This window comes from Pseudaquabacterium terrae, from assembly GCF_013266755.1.
Taxonomy (GTDB): Bacteria; Pseudomonadota; Gammaproteobacteria; order Burkholderiales; family Burkholderiaceae_C; genus Pseudaquabacterium; species Pseudaquabacterium terrae.
Genome location: NZ_JABRWJ010000005.1, coordinates 308,125 through 325,929, shown reverse-complemented (window position 1 = coordinate 325,929; position 17,805 = coordinate 308,125). Strand labels below are relative to the sequence as shown.

The 17,805-nt window shown below is 70.2% G+C and carries 17 protein-coding genes; 11 read left to right on the top strand and 6 right to left on the bottom strand.

The genetic code is table 11. From position 1 onward, the window contains the following. Positions 1-26 precede the first annotated feature (26 nt). From HLB44_RS17510 to HLB44_RS17495, 4 genes are all read left to right on the top strand, one after another. The gene (locus HLB44_RS17510) at positions 27-932 is read left to right on the top strand and encodes a LysR family transcriptional regulator (protein WP_173124847.1); all 906 of its coding nucleotides are present in this window, start codon (positions 27-29) and stop codon (positions 930-932) included. A gap of 7 nt (positions 933-939) precedes the next feature. Continuing rightward, the gene (locus HLB44_RS17505) at positions 940-1,677 is read left to right on the top strand and encodes a CAP domain-containing protein (RefSeq protein ID WP_173124845.1); all 738 of its coding nucleotides are present in this window, start codon (positions 940-942) and stop codon (positions 1,675-1,677) included. A gap of 89 nt (positions 1,678-1,766) precedes the next feature. Continuing rightward, positions 1,767-1,937: a hypothetical protein gene (locus HLB44_RS17500; RefSeq protein WP_173124843.1), complete on the top strand. Its 171-nt coding sequence runs from the start codon at positions 1,767-1,769 to the stop codon at positions 1,935-1,937. A gap of 20 nt (positions 1,938-1,957) precedes the next feature. Next, positions 1,958-3,631, top strand: coding sequence for an NAD(P)/FAD-dependent oxidoreductase (locus tag HLB44_RS17495; protein WP_173124841.1), 1,674 nt, complete (start codon positions 1,958-1,960; stop codon positions 3,629-3,631). On the opposite strand, the gene HLB44_RS17490 is transcribed toward HLB44_RS17495, so the two are convergent. Then, positions 3,628-4,527, bottom strand: coding sequence for a GntR family transcriptional regulator (locus tag HLB44_RS17490; protein ID WP_217283703.1), 900 nt, complete (start codon positions 4,525-4,527; stop codon positions 3,628-3,630). The two genes, HLB44_RS17495 and HLB44_RS17490, sit on opposite strands and share 4 nt — an antisense overlap. A 71-nt stretch (positions 4,528-4,598) precedes the next feature. On the opposite strand from HLB44_RS17490, the gene HLB44_RS17485 reads away from it, so the two are divergent. The 6 genes from HLB44_RS17485 to tam are packed head-to-tail and all read left to right on the top strand — an operon-like array spanning position 4,599 to position 11,511. After that, positions 4,599-5,762 (top strand): C45 family autoproteolytic acyltransferase/hydrolase, encoded by a 1,164-nt coding sequence (locus tag HLB44_RS17485; RefSeq protein ID WP_173124837.1) that lies wholly within the window; start codon positions 4,599-4,601, stop codon positions 5,760-5,762. A gap of 22 nt (positions 5,763-5,784) precedes the next feature. Then, positions 5,785-7,341, top strand: a complete 1,557-nt coding sequence (locus HLB44_RS17480) for an ABC transporter substrate-binding protein (RefSeq protein WP_173124835.1) — start codon at positions 5,785-5,787, stop codon at positions 7,339-7,341. Between the two features lie 13 nt (positions 7,342-7,354). After that, a complete protein-coding gene (locus HLB44_RS17475; RefSeq protein WP_173124833.1) occupies positions 7,355-8,299 on the top strand; it encodes an ABC transporter permease in 945 nt (314 codons plus the stop codon). Beyond that, positions 8,296-9,099 carry an ABC transporter permease gene (locus HLB44_RS17470; protein ID WP_173124831.1) on the top strand — a complete coding sequence of 268 codons (804 nt, stop codon included), beginning with the start codon at positions 8,296-8,298 and terminating at the stop codon, positions 9,097-9,099. Before HLB44_RS17475 ends, HLB44_RS17470 begins: the two co-directional genes overlap by 4 nt. Beyond that, entirely contained in the window at positions 9,099-10,736 is a 1,638-nt protein-coding gene (locus tag HLB44_RS17465) for an ABC transporter ATP-binding protein (protein ID WP_217283702.1), read from the top strand. Before HLB44_RS17470 ends, HLB44_RS17465 begins: the two co-directional genes overlap by 1 nt. Position 10,737: 1 nt before the next feature. Further along, positions 10,738-11,511, top strand: a complete 774-nt coding sequence (gene tam / locus HLB44_RS17460) for a trans-aconitate 2-methyltransferase (protein ID WP_173124829.1) — start codon at positions 10,738-10,740, stop codon at positions 11,509-11,511. 7 nt (positions 11,512-11,518) lie between these two features. On the opposite strand, the gene HLB44_RS17455 is transcribed toward tam, so the two are convergent. Further along, positions 11,519-11,914, bottom strand: coding sequence for a tautomerase family protein (locus HLB44_RS17455; protein WP_173124827.1), 396 nt, complete (start codon positions 11,912-11,914; stop codon positions 11,519-11,521). 101 nt (positions 11,915-12,015) lie between these two features. On the opposite strand from HLB44_RS17455, the gene HLB44_RS17450 reads away from it, so the two are divergent. Beyond that, complete coding sequence (locus tag HLB44_RS17450) at positions 12,016-12,909, top strand: LysR substrate-binding domain-containing protein (protein WP_173124825.1); 894 nt, start codon at positions 12,016-12,018, stop codon at positions 12,907-12,909. 3 nt (positions 12,910-12,912) lie between these two features. On the opposite strand, the gene HLB44_RS17445 is transcribed toward HLB44_RS17450, so the two are convergent. From HLB44_RS17445 to msbA, 4 genes are read right to left on the bottom strand one after another with little or no spacing between them, the layout of a single operon-like run. Beyond that, positions 12,913-13,785, bottom strand: a complete 873-nt coding sequence (locus tag HLB44_RS17445) for an aldo/keto reductase (RefSeq protein ID WP_173124823.1) — start codon at positions 13,783-13,785, stop codon at positions 12,913-12,915. After that, a complete protein-coding gene (locus HLB44_RS17440) occupies positions 13,782-14,375 on the bottom strand; it encodes a peroxidase-related enzyme (protein ID WP_173124821.1) in 594 nt (197 codons plus the stop codon). The genes HLB44_RS17445 and HLB44_RS17440 overlap by 4 nt, the downstream gene beginning before the upstream one ends. Positions 14,376-14,434: 59 nt before the next feature. Beyond that, the gene (locus HLB44_RS17435) at positions 14,435-15,997 is read right to left on the bottom strand and encodes a phospholipase D family protein (protein WP_173124819.1); all 1,563 of its coding nucleotides are present in this window, start codon (positions 15,995-15,997) and stop codon (positions 14,435-14,437) included. Between the two features lie 36 nt (positions 15,998-16,033). After that, a complete protein-coding gene (gene msbA / locus HLB44_RS17430) occupies positions 16,034-17,758 on the bottom strand; it encodes a lipid A export permease/ATP-binding protein MsbA (RefSeq protein WP_173124817.1) in 1,725 nt (574 codons plus the stop codon). Positions 17,759-17,805 lie beyond the last annotated feature (47 nt).

Here is a 17,805-nt window from a genome sequence, read left to right as displayed (position 1 = left end):
ATGCAAATCATGAGCGATTCTTTGCCATGCACCGGTTGAACCTGGACCATCTGCATGCCTTCGCGACGGTGATCGAGCACGGCAGCTTCTCGGCCGCCGCCGAGCGGCTGGCGCTGACGCAGCCGGCGGTCAGCCTGCAGGTGCGGCAGCTGGAAAAGCGGCTGGGCACGCTGCTGATCGAGCGTGTCGGCCGCCGCGCGACGCCGACCGCCGCGGGCACCGAGCTGCTGGCGCACGCGGCGCGCATCGACGAGGCCGTCGGCACGGCGCTGGGCGCCGTCGGCCAGCATGCGGCCGGCGTCATGGGGCGCGTGCGGCTGGGCACCGGTGCCACCGCCTGCATCTTCCTGCTGCCGCCGCTGCTGCGCGAGCTGCGCCGCCGCTACCCCGGGCTGGAGCTCACCGTGACCACCGGCAACACGGCAGACATCGTCAAGGCGATCGACGAGAACCGCATCGATGTCGGCCTGGTGACGCTGCCGGCGGCCGGCCGCTCGCTGGTCGTGACGCCGGTGCTCGATGATCCCTTCGTCGTCGCGGCGCCGCGCGGCACCGAGCTGCCCACGCGCCTGACGGCGGCGGCGCTGGCGCGCCAGCCGGTGCTGCTGTTCGAGCCGGGCGGCAATACGCGGCGCATCGTCGACGCCTGGTTCGCGCGCGCCGGCGTCACGCTCAAGCCGGTGATGTCGCTCGGCAGCGTCGAGGCGATCAAGGCGCTGGTGGCCGCGGGCCTGGGCTGCGCGGTGCTGCCGCAGATGGCCGTGCGGCACGAGCAGGCGCGGGGCTCGCTCGTCGTGCGCCCGCTGGCGCCCAAGCTGCAGCGCCAGTTGGGCGTCGTCGTCCGACGCGACAAGCGCCTGCAGCGGCCGCTGGCCGAGACGATCCGCGCGCTCGAAACGCTGGCAGGCACGGCGCCTGCTGCCGCGCCATGATTCGACCATGAAGCTGCAGCACTGCACCTGGATCGCTGCCACGGCCTGTGCGCTGGCAGCACCCGCGGCCGCGCGCCCGCCGGCTCGGCAACCCGCGCTGCCCGAGATCGAGCAGCGCATCGTCGATGGCACCAACCGCCTGCGCCAGGCCGCCGGCCGTGGCGCCGCCGCCCCGAATGCGCAGCTCGAAGCCGCCGCGCGCGGCTTCGCCGAGTTCATGGCCCGCACCGATCAGTACGGCCACCAGGCCGATGGCCGCCAGGCGGCGCAGCGCACGCAGGAACGCGGCTACGCGCATTGCATGATGGCCGAGAACATCGCCTACCAGTTCAGCTCGGCGCGTTTTCGCAGCGAGGAGCTGGCCGATCAGTTCGTGCAAGGCTGGCGCGATTCACCCGGCCACCGCCGCAACATGTTGGACCCCGACGCCACCGAGACCGGTGTCGCGGTGGCGCGCAGCCCGAAGAGCGGGCGCTACTACGCGGTGCAGCTGTTCGCCCGGCCGCAGGCGCTGCGCATCCGCTTCGAGATCGGCAACCGCGGCAACGCCACGGTGCACTACGTGCTGGACGAGCAGTCCTTCGAGCTGCCGCCGCGCGTGACGCGCACGCACGAGCAGTGTCGCGCGGCCCGCCTGGTGCTGCGTCTGCCGGGCGATGCCGAGCCGGTCAGCCTGCAGCCCGCCGACGGCGAGCGCTGGCGCGTCGAGCGCACCAATGCACGCTGGCACGTGCAGCGCGGCTGAGTCGAGGCTCCGAGATGCCTTTGGGCGCGTTCGGTCAGTCTCAGGCGATAATGCGCGGTTTTTCGTCCACGCACTATCGGAGTCCCGCCATGGGCAACAAGATCATCACCGAAGCCGACCGCCGCGCCACGCCGCGGCCCGCCGCCCTGCCGGGCGCCGTGCTCGCCACCCACCGCGGCCAGAAGAGCAGCAAGGAGCGGGGTGCCCACACCCGCAGCAAGAAGAACCCGGGCAAGCGCCCGCACAAGGGTGGCGGCTGATTCCGAGAGGTTGATCCGGATTGCTGCGCATCACCGAGCTGCGGCTGCCGCTAGACCATCCTGAAGCGGCGCTGCGCAGCGCGATCCTCGAGCGGCTGGGCGTCAGCGATGCCGAGCTGCTGAACCACACGGTCTTCCGCCGCGGCTACGACGCGCGCAAGAAGGCCGCGGTGGTGCTGACCTACACCATCGATTGCGAAGTCACCGACGAGGCCGCCGTGCTGGCGCGCCACACCGGTGATGCGCAGCTGCGCCCGGCGCCCGATACGCGCTACCGATTGCTCGCCCACGCGCCGGCCGATTTCTACGCCGAGGAGCGCCCGCGCCCGCTGGTGATCGGCTTCGGCCCCTGCGGCCTGTTCGCAGCGCTGATCCTCGCGCAGATGGGCCTGCGGCCGATCGTGCTCGAGCGCGGCAAGGCGGTGCGCGAGCGCACGCAGGACACCTGGGGACTGTGGCGGCGCAGCGAGCTGAATCCCGAATCGAACGTGCAGTTCGGCGAAGGCGGCGCCGGCACCTTCTCCGACGGCAAGCTCTACAGCCAGATCAGCGACCGCCGCCATCTGACGCGCAAGGTGCTGACCGAGTTCGTCAAGGCCGGCGCACCGGAAGAGATCCTCTTCGTCAGCAAGCCGCACATCGGCACCTTTCGCCTGGTCTCGATGATCGAGAAGATGCGCGCCGAGATCGAGGCGCTGGGCGGCGAGGTGCGCTTCCAGCAGCGGGTCGACGATTTGGTTGTAGAGGACGGACACCTGCGCGGCGCGGTACTCGCCTCCGGCGAGACGCTGCGCGCCGACCATGCGGTGATCGCGCTCGGCCACAGTGCGCGAGACAGCTTCGGAATGCTGCAGCGGCGCGGCGTCTACCTCGAGGCCAAGCCGTTCTCGATCGGTTTCCGGGTCGAGCATCCGCAGGGGCTGGTCGATCGCGCGCGGTTCGGTCCGAATGCCGGCCATCCGATCCTCGGCGCGGCCGACTACAAGCTGGTGCACCACGCGCGCAACGGCCGCTCGGTCTACAGCTTCTGCATGTGCCCGGGCGGCACGGTGGTGGCGGCGACCTCCGAGCCCGAGCGCGTGGTCACCAATGGCATGAGCCAGTACTCGCGCAACGAGCGCAATGCGAATGCCGGCATCGTCGTCGGCCTGATGCCGGACGATTACCGCCAGGGCAGCTACGAAGGCCCGGTGAACCCGCTCGATGGGATTGCCTTCCAACGCTTCTGGGAGTCGCGCGCCTACGAATTGGGTGGCGGCGGCTACATCGCGCCGGGTCAATTGGTCGGCGACTTCGTCAAGGGCCAGCGATCGAGCGCCTTCGGGGATGTGCAACCCTCGTACAAGCCGGGCGTGCACCTGACCGACCTGGCACTGCCGGGCCGCGGCAGCCTGCCGGACTACGCGCTGGCGGCGATCCGCGAAGCGCTGCCCGCCTTCGAGCGCCAGATCAAGGGCTTCTCGATGCCCGACGCGGTGCTGACCGGCGTCGAGACGCGCACCTCGTCGCCGCTGCGCGTGACGCGCGGCCGCGACTACCAGAGCCTGAATGTGCGCGGGCTGTACCCGGCGGGTGAGGGTGCGGGGTATGCCGGCGGCATCATGTCGGCCGGCGTCGACGGCATCGAGGTCGCCGAGGCGCTGGCGACGCAGTTGCTCGGATTGTCTTTCGTCGATTCAAAAGACACGGTTTAGATCGGATCCTCGCGCTTGAGCTGGCGCGCCTTGTCGAGGTGGCGCTGCAACAGCACGGCGGCCACCTCGCCGTCGCCGGCATCGAGCCGGTCGAGGATCTCCAGGTGCTCGGTGCACGACACCACCATGCGCTCGCGGCCATGGCCCCAGTCGTAGTTGACGAAGCGCCGCATGCGGTTCTGCTGCTGCATCGCCATCAGCAGGAAGCGGTTGCCCGAGGCCGCGGCCAGGCCCTCGTGGAAGGCGGCGTTCATCTCGAAGAGCTGGACCGCCGCATCATCGTGCCAGCGCTGCTTCAGCATCGCCTGGTGGCGCTCGCGCATCAGCGCGCTCCAACCGGGCGGCAGCGCGAAACCCGGCTCGCGCAGCCCGGCCGGTTCGATCAGCAGCCGGAACCGATAACTCTCCTGTTCAGCGGCCAGGTCGCTGTGAATCGGCTGGAAGGCCCAGCCGTGGCCCGCCTTGCGCTCGACCATGCCGACCTCGGCGAGCCGTGCCAGCACCTTCAGCAGCGTCGGCCGCGTGACCTCGAAGCGGCGCATCAGGTCGGCTTCGGAGATGTCGGTCGGCAGTTGGCCGGCGTTGCGGGCGCGGGCGATGGCGACGAACAGGTGGTCGGCCTCGTCGCTCGCCGGCGCCAGCGCCGGCGTCGTGAAGGCGGCAGCCGGCCGCGTCGTCACGTAGCCGACGCCAGGGCGGCGCTCGAGCAGGCCCTGCTGCTCCAGCCAGGCCAGCGCGGCGCGCACCGGTGTGCGCGAGACGCCGATGGCGGCCGCGGCGCTCAGCTCGCTCATCGCCTGGCCCGGCGCGAAGCCCTTGTCGCGCACCCAGTCGACCAGGCGCGCGGCGATCTGTCGCTGCAGCGGGCTCAGCGGCGTCTCGGGGTTGTCCCGCATCAGGCTTGTTTGATGTTGCATGTGACTATGAAATACATGATACTGGATTCGTCTCTTGCAGCGCAAACACCATGGCCTCCGTCGCACCCTGTCCCTTGATCGAAGTGTCCGGCCCGCCGCTCGAGCGCGGCCGCCAGCATGGCCGCCAGGCGGCCGATCGCATCCGCCGCGGCATTGCCGATTATTCGGCGCAGCTCGCGCGCTCCGGCTTCGGCGAGGGCGAGCTGCGCGATGCCGTCGCCGGCTACCTGCCGGTGATCGAGGGCTTCGATGCGCACTACGTGACCGAGATGCAGGGCATCGCCGAAGGCGCCGGCGTGCCTTTCGAGCAGGTCGTGCTGCTGAACGCGCGCACCGAGCTGCTGCAGATCGCCAGCCGCCGCGCCCGCGAGCAGCAACGTGCCAACGGTGAGCCGGTCGACGATGATCCGGATGGCTGCACCGGCGTCGTCGTGCTGCCGGAAGCCGCAGCCGAAGGCCGGCTGATCCACGCGCAGAACTGGGACTGGAAAGCCGGCTGCGCCGAGACCGCGATCGTGCTGAAGGTGCGCCGCGACGACGGGCCCGACTACATCACCTTCACCGAAGCCGGCGCGCTCGGCCGCTTCGGCTTCAACGCGCTGGGCATCGCCATCACCGCGAACTACCTCGAATGCGACCGCGACTATTCGCAGCTCGGCGTGCCGCTGGCACTGATCCGGCGCAAGGTGCTGGAGCAGAGTGAATTCGCGCTCGCGCTGCGCACGGTCTACACCACGGCCAAGTCGGCGTCGAACAACATCATCGTCAGCCATGCGCAAGGCATCGCGATCGACTTCGAGTGCGCGCCCGACGAGACCTTTCTCGTGCATCCGGAGCACGGCCTGCTGGTGCATGCCAACCACTGGCAGAGCGGCGTCGCCTTGTCCAAACTGCGCGACACCGGCATCCTGAGCACGCCCGACAGCCTGTACCGCGACCGCCGCGTCCATTCGCTGCTATCCCCGCACTTCGGCTGCATCACCCGCGCCCACGTGCAAGGCGCGCTCTTCGATCGCTTCGCCGACCCGTGGAGCGTCTGCCGCCCGCCGCGCAAGACGCTGTCGAGCAACCTGAGCGCCACCGTGGCGATGATCGTGATGGACCCGGCCGCGGGCACGATGGATGTGGCGATGCTGCCGGCGCTGAACCGCGAGTTCAGCCGCTTCACGCTCGACACGCGCTACACGCCGGTGGCCACGCCGGTGCCGGTCTGAGACGCTCCGAAAGAGGCTCCCGATGAAGATGCCGAAGGTTTTGACGCTGATCGCCGCCGCGCTGCTGGCCGCCGCGGCCGTGCCCGCGCAGGCCCAACTGCTGCGCGCGCGCTTGAACGCCGACATCCGCTCGACCGATCCGGGCGTCAACCGCGACGCGACGACCGATGCGGTGATGCTGCACCTGGTCGAAGGCCTGGTCGCGCTGAAGGAGGACACCAGCGTCGGCCCGCTGCTGGCGCAGAAGGTGGAGGTGTCGAAGGACGGCAAGACCTACACCTTCAAGCTGCGCGATGGCCTGCGCTTCCACAACGGCGCGCCGCTGGTGGCCGACGATGTGGTCTGGAGCTGGAGGCGCTTCCTGACACCCGCGACCAACTGGCGCTGCCTGAACGAATTCGACGGCCGCGGCATCACCAAGATCCTGGCGGTCGAAGCGCCGGATCCGAAGACCGTCGTGTTCCAGCTCGACAAGCCCTCGGCGCTGTTCCTCGCGATGATGGCGCGCGCCGATTGCGGCGGTTCCGGCATCGTTCACCGCGCATCGGTCGGCCCCGACGGCAAATGGATCGCGCCGATCGGCACCGGCCCGTTCAAGCTCGGCGAATGGAAGCGCGGCCAGTACATCGAGCTGCAACGCTTCGACCCCTACGCGTCGCGCAACGAGCCGCGTGACGGCAATACCGGGGGCAAGAAGGCCGAGATCGAGCGCCTGCGCTTCATGGTCATCCCCGACGGCGCGGCGGCGAAGGCCGCGCTGATCAGCGGCCAGGTCGAGTTGGTCAACGATGTCGACGTCGCCGACCTGGGCGAGATCGCCGCGTCGCCGCTGCTGGCGGTCGACAAGGCCGAGACGATGAGCCTGTCGGCGATCCTGCTGCAGACCCGCGATCCGCTGCTGAAGGACGTGCGCATCCGCCGCGCAATGGCGCTGGCCATCGATCACCCGGCGCTGGTGCGTGGCGTCAGCAATGCGCTGGCGCGGCGCAACAACTCTGCCATCCCGGCGACCAGCCCGTACTACAGCGCGGCGCAGGCGCAGGGCTTCACGCACGACCTGGCGCAGGCCAAGAAGCTGCTGGCCGAGGCCGGCTACGCCGGGCAGCCGATCAAGCTGATGGCCAACAAGCGCTACGGCGCGATGTTCGATGTCGCGGTGCTGGCGCAATCGATGCTGCAGCAGGCAGGGATGAAGGTCGAGCTCGAAGTGCTCGACTGGGCGACCCAGCTCGACCGCTACACCAAGGGCAACTACCAGGCGATGAGCTTCTCGTACTCGGCGCGGCTCGATCCGTCGCTGAACTTCGAGATGTTCACCGGCCCGAAGGACACGCAGCCGCGCAAGGTGTGGGACAGCGCCGAGGCGCAGGCGGCCTTGAACGCGAGCATGGAGACGATCGACAAGACCAAGCGCCAGGCGCTGTTCGACGAGTTGCACAAGCGATTGCTCGACGAGGTGCCGCTGATCGTGCTGTACAACGGCCTCGAGATCACGGCCCACAGCAAGAGGATGCAGGGCTACAAGAACTGGGCGCTGGCGCAGCCGCGCCTGTGGAACGTCAAGCTCGCCGCACGCTGACCGCGACAACACCATGCTCGGCTACCTGCTGCGCCGGCTGGCGCTGACCCTGCCGACCCTGCTGCTGGTGGCGCTGGCGGTTTTCGTGCTGATGCGCGCGATCCCTGGCGACCCGGTGCAGCTGATGCTCGGCGACGCGGCCGATGAAGCGCAAGTCGCCGAATTGCGCCAGCGCATGGGGCTCGATGCGCCGCTGCCGCTGCAGTTCGGCCACTGGCTGGCGGCCGCCGGCCGCGGCGACCTCGGCCAGTCGATCACCAATGGCGAGGCGGTGCTGCCGCTGATCCTCGAACGCTTCCAGGTCTCGGCGGTGATCGTGCTGCTGGCGGTCGCTGCCGCGGCGCTGATCGCGGTGCCGCTCGGGATGCTGGCGGCGTGGAAGCAGGACAAGCCGCTCGATGTCGCGATCGTCGGCGGCGCGACGCTGCTGCTGTCGGTGCCGAGCTTCTGGCTCGGCCTGCTGATGCTGCTGGTCTTCGGCATGCAGCTCGGCTGGCTGCCGGTGGTCGGCTACGTGTCGTTCGGCGACGACTGGCGCCAGGCGCTGACCTACATCGTGCTGCCGGTGGTCACGCTGACCTTGATCGAGATCGGCGTGCTGACGCGCATGTCACGCGCCAGCGCGATCGAAGTGCTGCGGCTCGAATACGTGACGCATGCGCGGGCCAAGGGCGCGAGTGAATCGCGCGTGCTGCTGCGCCACGTGCTGCCGAATGCCTTTGCGCCGACGCTGACGCTGATCGGCCTGGTGCTCGGCAACCTGCTCGGCGGCATCGCGGTGCTGGAGACGGTGTTCACGCTGCCGGGGCTCGGCCGGCTGCTGGTCGATGCGATCTTCGCGCGCGACTATCCGGTGGTGCAGGGCTGCCTCTTGTTCACCGCGGTGATCTACGTGCTGGTGAACCTGCTGGTCGACCTCTGTTATCCGCTCTTCGATCCGCGGGTGAGCGTGGCATGAGAAGCAACGCATTGATCGGTGGGGTGATCGTCGGTGCGGTGGTGATGATGGCCAGCCTGGCGGCGCTGTGGACGCCGCACGACCCGCTGGCCGTGAACCTCGGCGTCAAGCTCGCGGCACCGTCGGCCGCGCACTGGTGGGGCACCGACGAGTTCGGCCGCGACGTGTTGTCGCGCGCGATGACCGGCGCGGCAACGAGCTGCCTGATTGCCTTGTGCACGGTGCTGCTGGCCGTCGTGCTCGGCGCGGCGATCGGCGTGCTCGCCGGCTTCGTGCGCGGCTGGCTCGACCGGGTGCTGATGGCGGTCAACGATGCGCTGCTCGCGTTCCCCGGCATCCTGCTGGCGATGGGCATGATCGTCGTGCTCGGTGCCAGCCGCTGGGGCGTCGTCGCGGCGCTCGGGCTGGCCTATGCGCCGTCGGTCGCGCGCATCGTGCGCGGGACGGTGTTGTCGCTGCGCGAGCGGGAATTCGTCGAGGCCTCGCGCATGATCGGCAACCCCGAGTGGCTGACGATGCTGCGCCACGTGCTGCCGAACTGCGTCGCACCGGTGGCGGTGCTGGCGACGTCGATGTTCGGCTGGGTGCTGCTCGCCGAGAGTGCGCTGAGCTTCCTCGGCCTCGGCGTCGCGCCGCCGGCGCCGACCTGGGGCAACATGCTCGCCGGCGCGCGGCCGTACCTGCAGTCGGCGATGTGGCTGGGCATCGCGCCGGGCCTGTGCATTGCGCTCACTTTGCTCGGTATCAACCTGCTCGGGGATGCCGTGCGCGACCGCCTCGACCCCCGCATGGTCCGCTGATGAAGAGAGAACTGCTGATGCCCTTGTTGTCGGTGCAAGGCCTGACCCTCGAAGCGCCGGCGCGCGGCCTGAAGCTGGTCGACGATGTGTCGTTCGAGCTGCAGGCCGGCGAGGTGCTCGCGCTGGTCGGCGAATCGGGCAGCGGCAAGACGCTGGCCGCGCGTTCGGTGCTCGGGCTGCTGCCACCGGGGGTCGTGCGCACGGGCGGGCGGCTGCTGCTCGACGGGCGTGATCTCGGCGCGACGAAGCCCGAGCAGTTGCGCGCGCTGCGTGGTCCGGGCATCGGCATGGTGTTCCAGGAGCCGATGGTCTCGCTGAACCCGGCGCACACCATCGGCGCACAGATGGAAGAGGGGCTCAAGCTGCACACGCGGCTCGCTGCCGCCGAGCGCCGCCGCCGTTGCATCGCGATGCTCGAACGCATCCAGATCCGCGACCCGCAGGTGTGCCTGCGCGCCTACCCGCACGAGTTCTCCGGCGGCATGCGCCAGCGCATCATGCTGGCCTCGGTGATGCTGTTGAAGCCGCGCCTGTTGATCGCCGACGAGCCGACCACCGCGCTCGATACGCTCACGCAGCGCGAGGTGCTGGACCTGATGCTCGAGCTGACCCGCGAGCAGCAGACTGCCGTGCTGCTGATCACGCACAACCTCGGCCTCGTCGCCCGCTACGCGCAGCGGGCGGTGGTGATGGAGAAGGGCAAGCTGATCGAGCAGGGCGCGACCGCGCAGGTGCTGTTCGCACCGCGCTGCGACTACACGCGCACGCTGGTCGACGCGCTGCCGCGCCGCGGTGCCGAGCCGCCGGTGGAGGCGATCGGCGCGCCGCTGGTCGAGGTGAAGGACCTGAGCGTGGTCTACCCGGGCCGGCGCCCGGGCTTGTTCCGGCGCAGTGCCGGCTTCCGCGCGCTCGATGCGGTGGACCTGGCGATCCGGCCCGGCGAGACGGTGGCCGTGGTCGGCGGCAGCGGCTCCGGCAAGACGACGCTCGGCCGCGCGCTGCTGCGCCTGGTCGACAGCCACGGCGGCGAGATCCGCTGGCAGGGGCGCGACATGCGGGGCTTGCGCGGCGGCGCGCTGCGGCCCTTCCGCATGGCCTGCCAACTGGTGTTCCAGGACCCGTACTCGTCGCTCGACCCGCGCCAGCGCATCGGCGAGATCGTCGAGGAGCCGCTGCGCCTCGTGCCCGGCCTCGACGCCGCCGAGCGCCGCCGGCGCACCGAGACGATGCTCGCCGAGGTCGGCCTTGCCGGCTTTGCTGGCCGCTTCGGTCACGAGTTATCCGGCGGTCAGCGCCAGCGCGTCGCGATCGCCCGCGCGCTGGTGCGCAAGCCCGCGCTGGTGGTCGCCGACGAGCCGGTGTCGGCGCTCGACATGACGATCCAGGCCCAGGTGCTGAGGCTCTTCAAGCAGCTGCAGCGCGAGCACGGCTTCGCGTGCCTGTTCATCTCGCACGATCTGGCCGCCGTCGAGCAGATCGCCGACCGGGTGGTCGTGATGCAATCGGGCCGCATCGTCGAGCAGGGCAGCCGCGATGCGGTCTTCGATGATCCGCGCCACGAGTACACGCGCGCGCTGCTGGCGGCGACGCCGGCGTTCGCGGCGACCGCGCCGGCCGCCGCTTGCACGGGAGCTTGAGATGAGCGACTGGAACCCCGCGCTGTACCGCCGCTTCGAGGACGAGCGCACGCGCCCCGCGGTCGAGCTGCTGGCGCGCGTGCCACTGCAGTCGCCGCAGCGCGTGTTCGACCTGGGCTGCGGTCCCGGCAATTCGACCGAGCTGCTGGTGCAGCGCTTCCCCGATTCCCAGGTGGTCGGCACCGACAACTCGCCGGCGATGATCACCAGTGCGCGCGAGCGGCTGCCGTCGCTGAGCTTCGAACTGAGCGACATCGCCGCCTGGCAGCCGGATGCGCCGGCCGACCTGGTCTACAGCAACGCCGCGCTGCAATGGGTGCCCGACCATGCGCAGCTGCTGCCGCGGCTGGTCTCGACGCTGGCGCCCGGCGGCGTGCTGGCGCTGCAGATGCCGGACAACCTCGACGAGCCATCGCACGTGCTGATGCGCGAGACGGCCGCCGATGCGCGCTTCGCCGCCGCGATCGGCGACGCCGACAAGCTGCGCGCCCGCGTGCTGCCGGTGGCTGCTTACTACGACCTGCTCGCGCCGCTGGCCGAGGTCGATGTCTGGCGCACGATCTACCAGCATCCGATGGCCGACGCGGCCGCCATCGTGCAGTGGGTGCGCGCGACGGGGCTCAAGCCCTTCGTCGATCCGCTGTCACCCGAGCTGCAGGCGCTGTACCTGGCCGAGTACCAGCGCCGCATCGACGCCGCCTATCCGGCGCGCGCCGACGGCCAGCGCCTGCTGGCCTTCCCGCGGCTGTTCATCGTCGCTCGCCGTCGCGCCTGAGGGCGCCTCAGCCGCGCTGCTGCTGCAGCTCCATCGCGAAACGGCCGTTGCCGACCGACCAGTCGGAGTAGTCGTTCTCGTGCATGAAGATGAACACGTCCGGCGGTGCGACGCCGGCGGCCTGCAGCTTGTCGGCGATGGCCGCGTACAGCGCACGCTTCATCGCATCGCTGCGCCCGCGGCGCAGCGTGATCTCGATCGCCACGACGCGATCGGAGCGCGTGATGCCGTTGAAGCTGCGGCTGCAGAAGAACTGCCCCGGTTGATAGTCGGACACCAGGTTGAACAGCTCGTCCTCGGGCATGCCGATGGCTTCGATCAGCGCATGGTGGATGCCCATGACGATGGCCTCGCGCTGCGGCGCGGGCGTGTCGTGGGGAAGCGCGGTGTGGATGAACGGCATGTGACTTTTGCTGAAGATGACGACAGACGCAGTTCTACCGTTGTCTGCCATGGAATCAAAATCATTTTGGCGGCCCGCCTATGTGATCTACGATCACAATGATGAAGCGCCGCCTGCCCCCGCTCAACGCCTTGCGCGCCTTCGAGGCGGCCGGGCGGCTCGGCCGCATGACCGCCGCCGCCGACGAGCTCGCCGTGACGCCGGGCGCGATCAGCCGCCAGGTGCGGCAGCTCGAGGACGCGCTCGGCGTGCTGCTGTTCGACGGGCCGAAGCAGCGGCCGGCGCTGACGGAGGCCGGCCGCCTGCTGCTGCCGCCGCTCAGCGATGCCTTCGACCGCATCGAGGCGGTCGTGCGCGCCGTGGCCGACGAGCCGGCGGGCACGCTCGACGTGTCGTGCTTCAGCACCTTCACGCTGCGCTGGCTGTTTCCGCGGCTCTACCGCCTGCAGGCCGTGCACCCGGAGATCGACGTGCGCCTGAGCACGGCCGATCGCGCGGTGAGCGTCGAGCGCGAGCGCTTCGATGTCGTCATCACGCTGGACGACGAGGCGCCCGCAGCGTCCGGACGCATCGTCGTCGAAGCGCTGTTTCCTGAATGGCTGGGGCCGGTGCTGGCGCCGTCGCTCGCAGCGTCGATCCGCCTGCGCGCACCCGCCGACCTGCGCGGCGCGCAGCTGCTGCGCACCCGCACACGGCCCGACGCGTGGGTGCAGTGGGCCACGCGCGCCGGCTGCCCGGCACCGAAGCCCGGCGGCCAGTTGTTCGAGCACTACGAGTTCACGCTGCAGGCGGCGGCCGCCGGGCTGGGCATCTGCATCGCGCCCTGGCACCTGGTGGTCGACGACCTCGCCGCCGGACGGCTCGTCGCGCCGCTCGGCTTCTGCGAAAGCGGCCATCGCTACGTCGCGCTGCGGCGCGCGCAGCGCAGCGTCAAGGCCGAGCGCTTCTGCGCCTGGCTGTTGCGCGAGGCGGCGGCGATGCCGCTGCCTCGTTGAGCGTCACGGCACCTCGTGCCCGGCGCCGGCGGTCCATATCCGGTACCACTGCTCGGCAGTCAGCTTCAGGTCGAGCGCCGCCACCGCCTCGCGCGAAGCCTCGATGCGCTGCGAGCCGATGACCGGCAGCGGCCGACTCGGGTGGCGCAGCAGCCACGCAAAGACCAGCGTCGTGATCGTCGTGCCGAGCTCGTCGGCCAGCGCCTGCAGCGCGTGGCGCACGCGGCGCGCCGCCTCGTCCTCGCCGGTGAAGATCCGCCCACCGGCCAGCGGCGACCAGATCATCGGCCTTAAGCCCAGCCGCTGGCACTGGTCCAGCGTGCCGTCGTGCAGCGCATCGAGGCGCAGCGGCGACAGCTCGAGCTGGTTGGTCACCAGCGGGCAGCGGTGGTGCAGCAGCTCGAGCTGCGAGGGCGTGAAGTTCGAGACGCCGAAGTGATGCACCTTGCCTTCGCGGCGCAGCGCGGCGAAGGTGTCGGCCAGCTCGGCCGCGTCCATCAGTGCATCGGGGCGGTGGATCAGCAGCAGGTCGATGTGGTCGCTGCGCAGCGCGCGCAGCGAGTTGTCGACCGATGCGCGCACGTGCGCGGCCGAGGTGTCGTAGCAGTGGAAACGGTGGCCGGGCCGCGCCGGCGAGACCAGCTTGATGCCGCACTTGGTGACCAGCTGCAGCTCGTGGCGCAGCGCGGGCGCCAGCGCCAGCGCCTCGCCGAACTGTTGCTCGACCTGGTAGCCGCCGTAGATGTCGGCATGGTCGAAGCTGGTGATGCCGAGCTCGAGGTTCTGCTCGATCCAGCGCAGCCGCTGCTGCGGCGTCAGGTTCCAGCTCGCCATGCGCCAGGCGCCGGCGACAATGGGTGATAGCAGATGATTCATTTGGCGGCGGACTTGTCGCGCGGCACGCGGCCCATCAGGTAGAACTGATCGTTCGGCCGCATGCCGGTCAGGTTGGCCATCCGGTTCGACAGGCCGAAGAACGCGGTGATCGCGGCGATGTCCCAGGCGTCTTCATCGTCGAAGCCGTGCGGCTTCAGCGCGGCGAAGTCGGCTTCGTCGATGGTGTGCGATTCAGTGCAGACCTTCAGCGCGAAATCCAGCATCGCGCGCTGGCGCGGCGTGATGTCGGCCTTGCGGTAGTTCACCGCCACCTGGTCGGCGACCAGCGGCTTCTTCTCGTAGACGCGCAGGATCGCGCCGTGCGCGACGACGCAGTACAGGCACTGGTTCACCGCCGACGTGGCGACGATGATCATCTCGCGCTCGCCCTTGCTCAGTGAGCCGGTCTCCTTCAGCAGCAGCGCGTCGTGGTAGGCCATGAAGGCGCGCCATTCGGCCGGGCGGTGCGCGAGCGCGAGGAAGACGTTGGGCACGAAGCCGGCCTTCTCCTGCACCTCGAGGATGCGCGTGCGCATGTCCTCGGGCAGGTCGGCCAGGTCGGGCACGGGATAGCGGCTGATCGCAGGCATGGCGGGTTCGCTCGGGCCGGGAGGGGCCCGCAGCATAGCGCGGCGCCGTGCGCCTGGAGTTACAGCAGGCGCTCGTCGACCACCAGCGACAGCAGCCAGAGCTTGAAGCGCAGCCAGGCGCTGCCGGCGGGCTCTTCGCTGGTGGCGGTGATCCGGCCGTCGGCCTCGGTGCTGAGCCACTCGATGCGCTCGCCGTCGTCGGCCAGGCGCAGCTTGTACATGTTGGCGAACTGCCGGCCGGTGACCAGCTGGCTCAGATCCTCGGCCAGCGGCGGGCTGTCGATCACCACGCCGAGCTCGGTGTTGCCGATCGCCGAGCGCGCGTCGAGATTCACCGAGCCGACCAGCACATGCCGATGGTCGACGATCGCCACCTTGGCATGCAGCCGCGGCACCGATTGGCCGAACGAGCCGAAGCCGAGCGAGCGCTGCGCATGCGTGGGGCTGAATTCGTAGATGTCGATGCCCATCTTCAGCATCTCGATGCGGCGCCGGCTGTAGTGGTCGTGCACCAGCGGCTCGTCGGTCGAGCCCAGCGAGTTGGTCACCAGCACCAGCTTGACGCCGTTCTGGCCGGCGTAACGCATGCGCTGCATCGCGGCGTCGTTGGGCAGGAAGTAGGGCGAGGTCATCGCGACGTAGCGGCGCGCGGTCTGCATCGTGTCGAGCAGGCCCTGCATCGCGGCAGTGGGCTTGTTCAGCAGGCTGCGCACGGTGGCCTTCTCCGGCGGATCGGCATGCACCTTCGCGCTCGCATGGGCCTGCACCAGGCGGCCCTCGGAGAGCTGCGCCTCGACGGGCGTGTGGCCCAGCGGATCGAGGCGGTAGCGCGGCATCACCGGCTTGGCGTCGCGTACCGCCTCGTCGAAGGCGGCGCGCGCCTGCGCCGCGTCTTCAGGCGGCGGCAGCAGCGCCTGCAGCGGCCACGCGACCTCGCTGTTCCAATAACGATCGAAGACCGTGGAGAGCTCGTCGACCACCTGGCCGGTCGAGAGCACGTCCATGTCGATGAAGTTGGCCTCGCGGTGGCCCATGAAGTACTCGTCCGCGATGTTGCGCCCGCCGTAGATCGCCGCCGCGTTGTCGGCGATGAACAGCTTGTTGTGCATGCGGTGGTTCATCTGCTGGAAGTTGCCCGGCGACAGCAGCAGGCGCACGATCGGCGCGCCGCGGCGCAGCGGCAGCGGGTTGAACAACCGCAGCTCGATGTTCGGATGCGCCGCCAGACCCAGCAGCAGGTCGTCGATCTCGGCGGCGTAGAAGTCGTCGACCAGCAGCCGAACGCGCACGCCGCGCTGCGCCGCATCGCGCAGCGCGCGCAGCAGCATGCGACCGGCCTCGTCGCGCTGGATGTGATAACACTGCAGGTCGAGCGAGCGCTCGGCGCGCTGCGCCAGCGCGACGCGCGCATTGAACGCGAACTCGCCGCTCGGCAGCAGCCGAAAGCCCGAGGGCGCGGTTTCGCCGGCGGGCCGGCTGGCGGCGGCGATGCGCGCCAGCGCGGTGCCGGCGGTGTCGCGGTAGGCCGTGCTGGCCGCGGGCTCGCCGCGCGGCGGCAGGCCGGCGCAGGCGCCGAGCAGGCTCAGCAGCGCGAGCATCAAAAGCTGGGAGAGGCGGATCATCGGAGCCAAGTCGGGCGGCGCGCGCGGCGCCTTCGGTCAGGTTCGGAATTGCAATGCGTGCAGCCGCGCGTAGACGCCACCTCGCGCCAGCAGCTCGGCATGTGCGCCCTGCTCGGCGACGCGGCCACCTTCGAGCACGACGATGCGGTCGGCATGCTCGATCGTCGACAGCCGGTGTGCGATGACGATCGTCGTGCGGTCGCGCATCAGCTCTTCCAGCGCCGCCTGCACCGCGCGCTCGCTCTCGCTGTCGAGCGCCGACGTGGCCTCGTCGAGGATCAGGATCGGCGCGTTCTTGTACAGCGCACGGGCGATCGCCAGCCGCTGGCGCTGGCCGCCGGAGAGCTGGCTGCCGTTGTGGCCGATCAGGCTGTCCAGGCCTTGCGGCAGGCCGTCGACGAAATCGAGCAGGTGCGCGCCTTTCAGCGCGGCGCGCGCGCGGGCGCGGTCGGCCTCCTGGCCGAGCGTGATGTTGGCGAGCACCGTGTCATTGAACAGCACGACGTCCTGGCTGACGAGCGCGAATTGCCGCCGCAGCGCATGCACCTGCCAGTCGGGCAGCGGCACGCCGTCGAGCAGCAGCCGGCCGGCGCTCGGCTCGATGAAACGCGGCAGCAGGTTGATCAGCGAGCTCTTGCCGGCCCCTGACGGGCCGACCAGCGCCACCGTCTCGCCGCGGTGGATCGTCAGGTCCAGCGCATCGAGCGCGGGGGCCTGGTCGTCGCGGTAGCGCAGGCCCACCGACTGCAGCGTGATGTCGCCGGCGGCGCGGCCGGGGTCGTGCGTGCCGCCGTGCTCGGGCGGGCTCTGGTCGAGCAGCTCGAGGCCGCGCTCGATCGCCGCCAGCCCGCGCGTCAGCTGTGCCGAGACGTCGGACAGGTGCTTGATCGGCGCCACCAGCATCAGCATCGTCGTGACGAAGGCGACGAAGCTGCCGACCGACGAGCCGCTGGTCTGGCTCTGCCACAGCGCCAGCGTCACCACCGCCGACAGCGCCAGCGCGGCGAAGACCTGCGTCAGCGGCGTGATCGTCGCGCTGGCGGCAGCAATCTTCAGCAGCACGCGGCGCAGCTGCACCGCATGGCGCTCGAAGCGCCGCCCCTGCGCCGGGCCGGCACCGTGCATGCGCACGATGCGCCAGGCGAGCGCGTTTTCCTCGACCACGTAGGCCAGCTCGTCGACGGCGGTCTGGCCTTCGCGCGTCAGCCGGTCGAGCCGCTTGCCGACCACGCGCATGACCCACGCCACGGCCGGGAACAACACGGCGACGAACAGCGTCAGCTTCCAGTTCAGCCAGAACAGATAAGCCAGCAGCGCCAGCAGCGCCAAGGAATCGCGCACGGCGGTGAGCAGCGCGCTGACCAGCAGCGTCGCGCCGGTCTGCGCTTCGTAGACCAGCGTATTGGTCAGCTGGCTCGCCGAGCGCTGGCCGAACATCGCCGGCTCGGCCGTCAGCACGCGCTCGAAGAGCTGCTGGCGCAGCACCTGCAGCCCGCGCTGCGCCGACCACGACAACCCGAGCTGCGCGACGAAGCCGGCGGCGCCGCGCACCGTGAACAGCCCGACGATGGCCACCGGCACCGCCCACAGCGGCAGCGAGCGGTCCTGGAAACCGGAGTCGAGCAGCGTCTTCAGCAGCTGCCCGACCATCGGCTCGGTGGCCGCGCCGATCATCGAACCGAACAGCGCCAGTGCCAGGCCGAGGCGGGCTTGGCTGAAGTAGGGCAGGAGGCGGGTGAGTCGCTGCAGCAGGGAGGGCATCTCGGCGTTCGACGCCGGCAGGGTCAAGGAGCGCAGCGCGACGCGGA

What these genes read in the sequence shown, in the direction of transcription:
- HLB44_RS17510 (WP_173124847.1), top strand. Translation starts at nt 27, where the DNA reads ATGCACCGGTTGAACCTGGACCATCTGCATGCCTTCGCGACGGTGATC.
- HLB44_RS17505 (WP_173124845.1), top strand. Translation starts at nt 940, where the DNA reads ATGAAGCTGCAGCACTGCACCTGGATCGCTGCCACGGCCTGTGCGCTG.
- HLB44_RS17500 (WP_173124843.1), top strand. Translation starts at nt 1,767, where the DNA reads ATGGGCAACAAGATCATCACCGAAGCCGACCGCCGCGCCACGCCGCGG.
- HLB44_RS17490 (WP_217283703.1), bottom strand. Translation starts at nt 4,527, where the DNA reads ATGCGGGACAACCCCGAGACGCCGCTGAGCCCGCTGCAGCGACAGATC.
- HLB44_RS17485 (WP_173124837.1), top strand. Translation starts at nt 4,599, where the DNA reads ATGGCCTCCGTCGCACCCTGTCCCTTGATCGAAGTGTCCGGCCCGCCG.
- HLB44_RS17480 (WP_173124835.1), top strand. Translation starts at nt 5,785, where the DNA reads ATGAAGATGCCGAAGGTTTTGACGCTGATCGCCGCCGCGCTGCTGGCC.
- HLB44_RS17475 (WP_173124833.1), top strand. Translation starts at nt 7,355, where the DNA reads ATGCTCGGCTACCTGCTGCGCCGGCTGGCGCTGACCCTGCCGACCCTG.
- HLB44_RS17470 (WP_173124831.1), top strand. Translation starts at nt 8,296, where the DNA reads ATGAGAAGCAACGCATTGATCGGTGGGGTGATCGTCGGTGCGGTGGTG.
- HLB44_RS17465 (WP_217283702.1), top strand. Translation starts at nt 9,099, where the DNA reads ATGAAGAGAGAACTGCTGATGCCCTTGTTGTCGGTGCAAGGCCTGACC.
- tam (WP_173124829.1), top strand. Translation starts at nt 10,738, where the DNA reads ATGAGCGACTGGAACCCCGCGCTGTACCGCCGCTTCGAGGACGAGCGC.
- HLB44_RS17455 (WP_173124827.1), bottom strand. Translation starts at nt 11,914, where the DNA reads ATGCCGTTCATCCACACCGCGCTTCCCCACGACACGCCCGCGCCGCAG.
- HLB44_RS17450 (WP_173124825.1), top strand. Translation starts at nt 12,016, where the DNA reads ATGAAGCGCCGCCTGCCCCCGCTCAACGCCTTGCGCGCCTTCGAGGCG.
- HLB44_RS17445 (WP_173124823.1), bottom strand. Translation starts at nt 13,785, where the DNA reads ATGAATCATCTGCTATCACCCATTGTCGCCGGCGCCTGGCGCATGGCG.
- HLB44_RS17440 (WP_173124821.1), bottom strand. Translation starts at nt 14,375, where the DNA reads ATGCCTGCGATCAGCCGCTATCCCGTGCCCGACCTGGCCGACCTGCCC.
- HLB44_RS17435 (WP_173124819.1), bottom strand. Translation starts at nt 15,997, where the DNA reads ATGATCCGCCTCTCCCAGCTTTTGATGCTCGCGCTGCTGAGCCTGCTC.
- msbA (WP_173124817.1), bottom strand. Translation starts at nt 17,758, where the DNA reads ATGCCCTCCCTGCTGCAGCGACTCACCCGCCTCCTGCCCTACTTCAGC.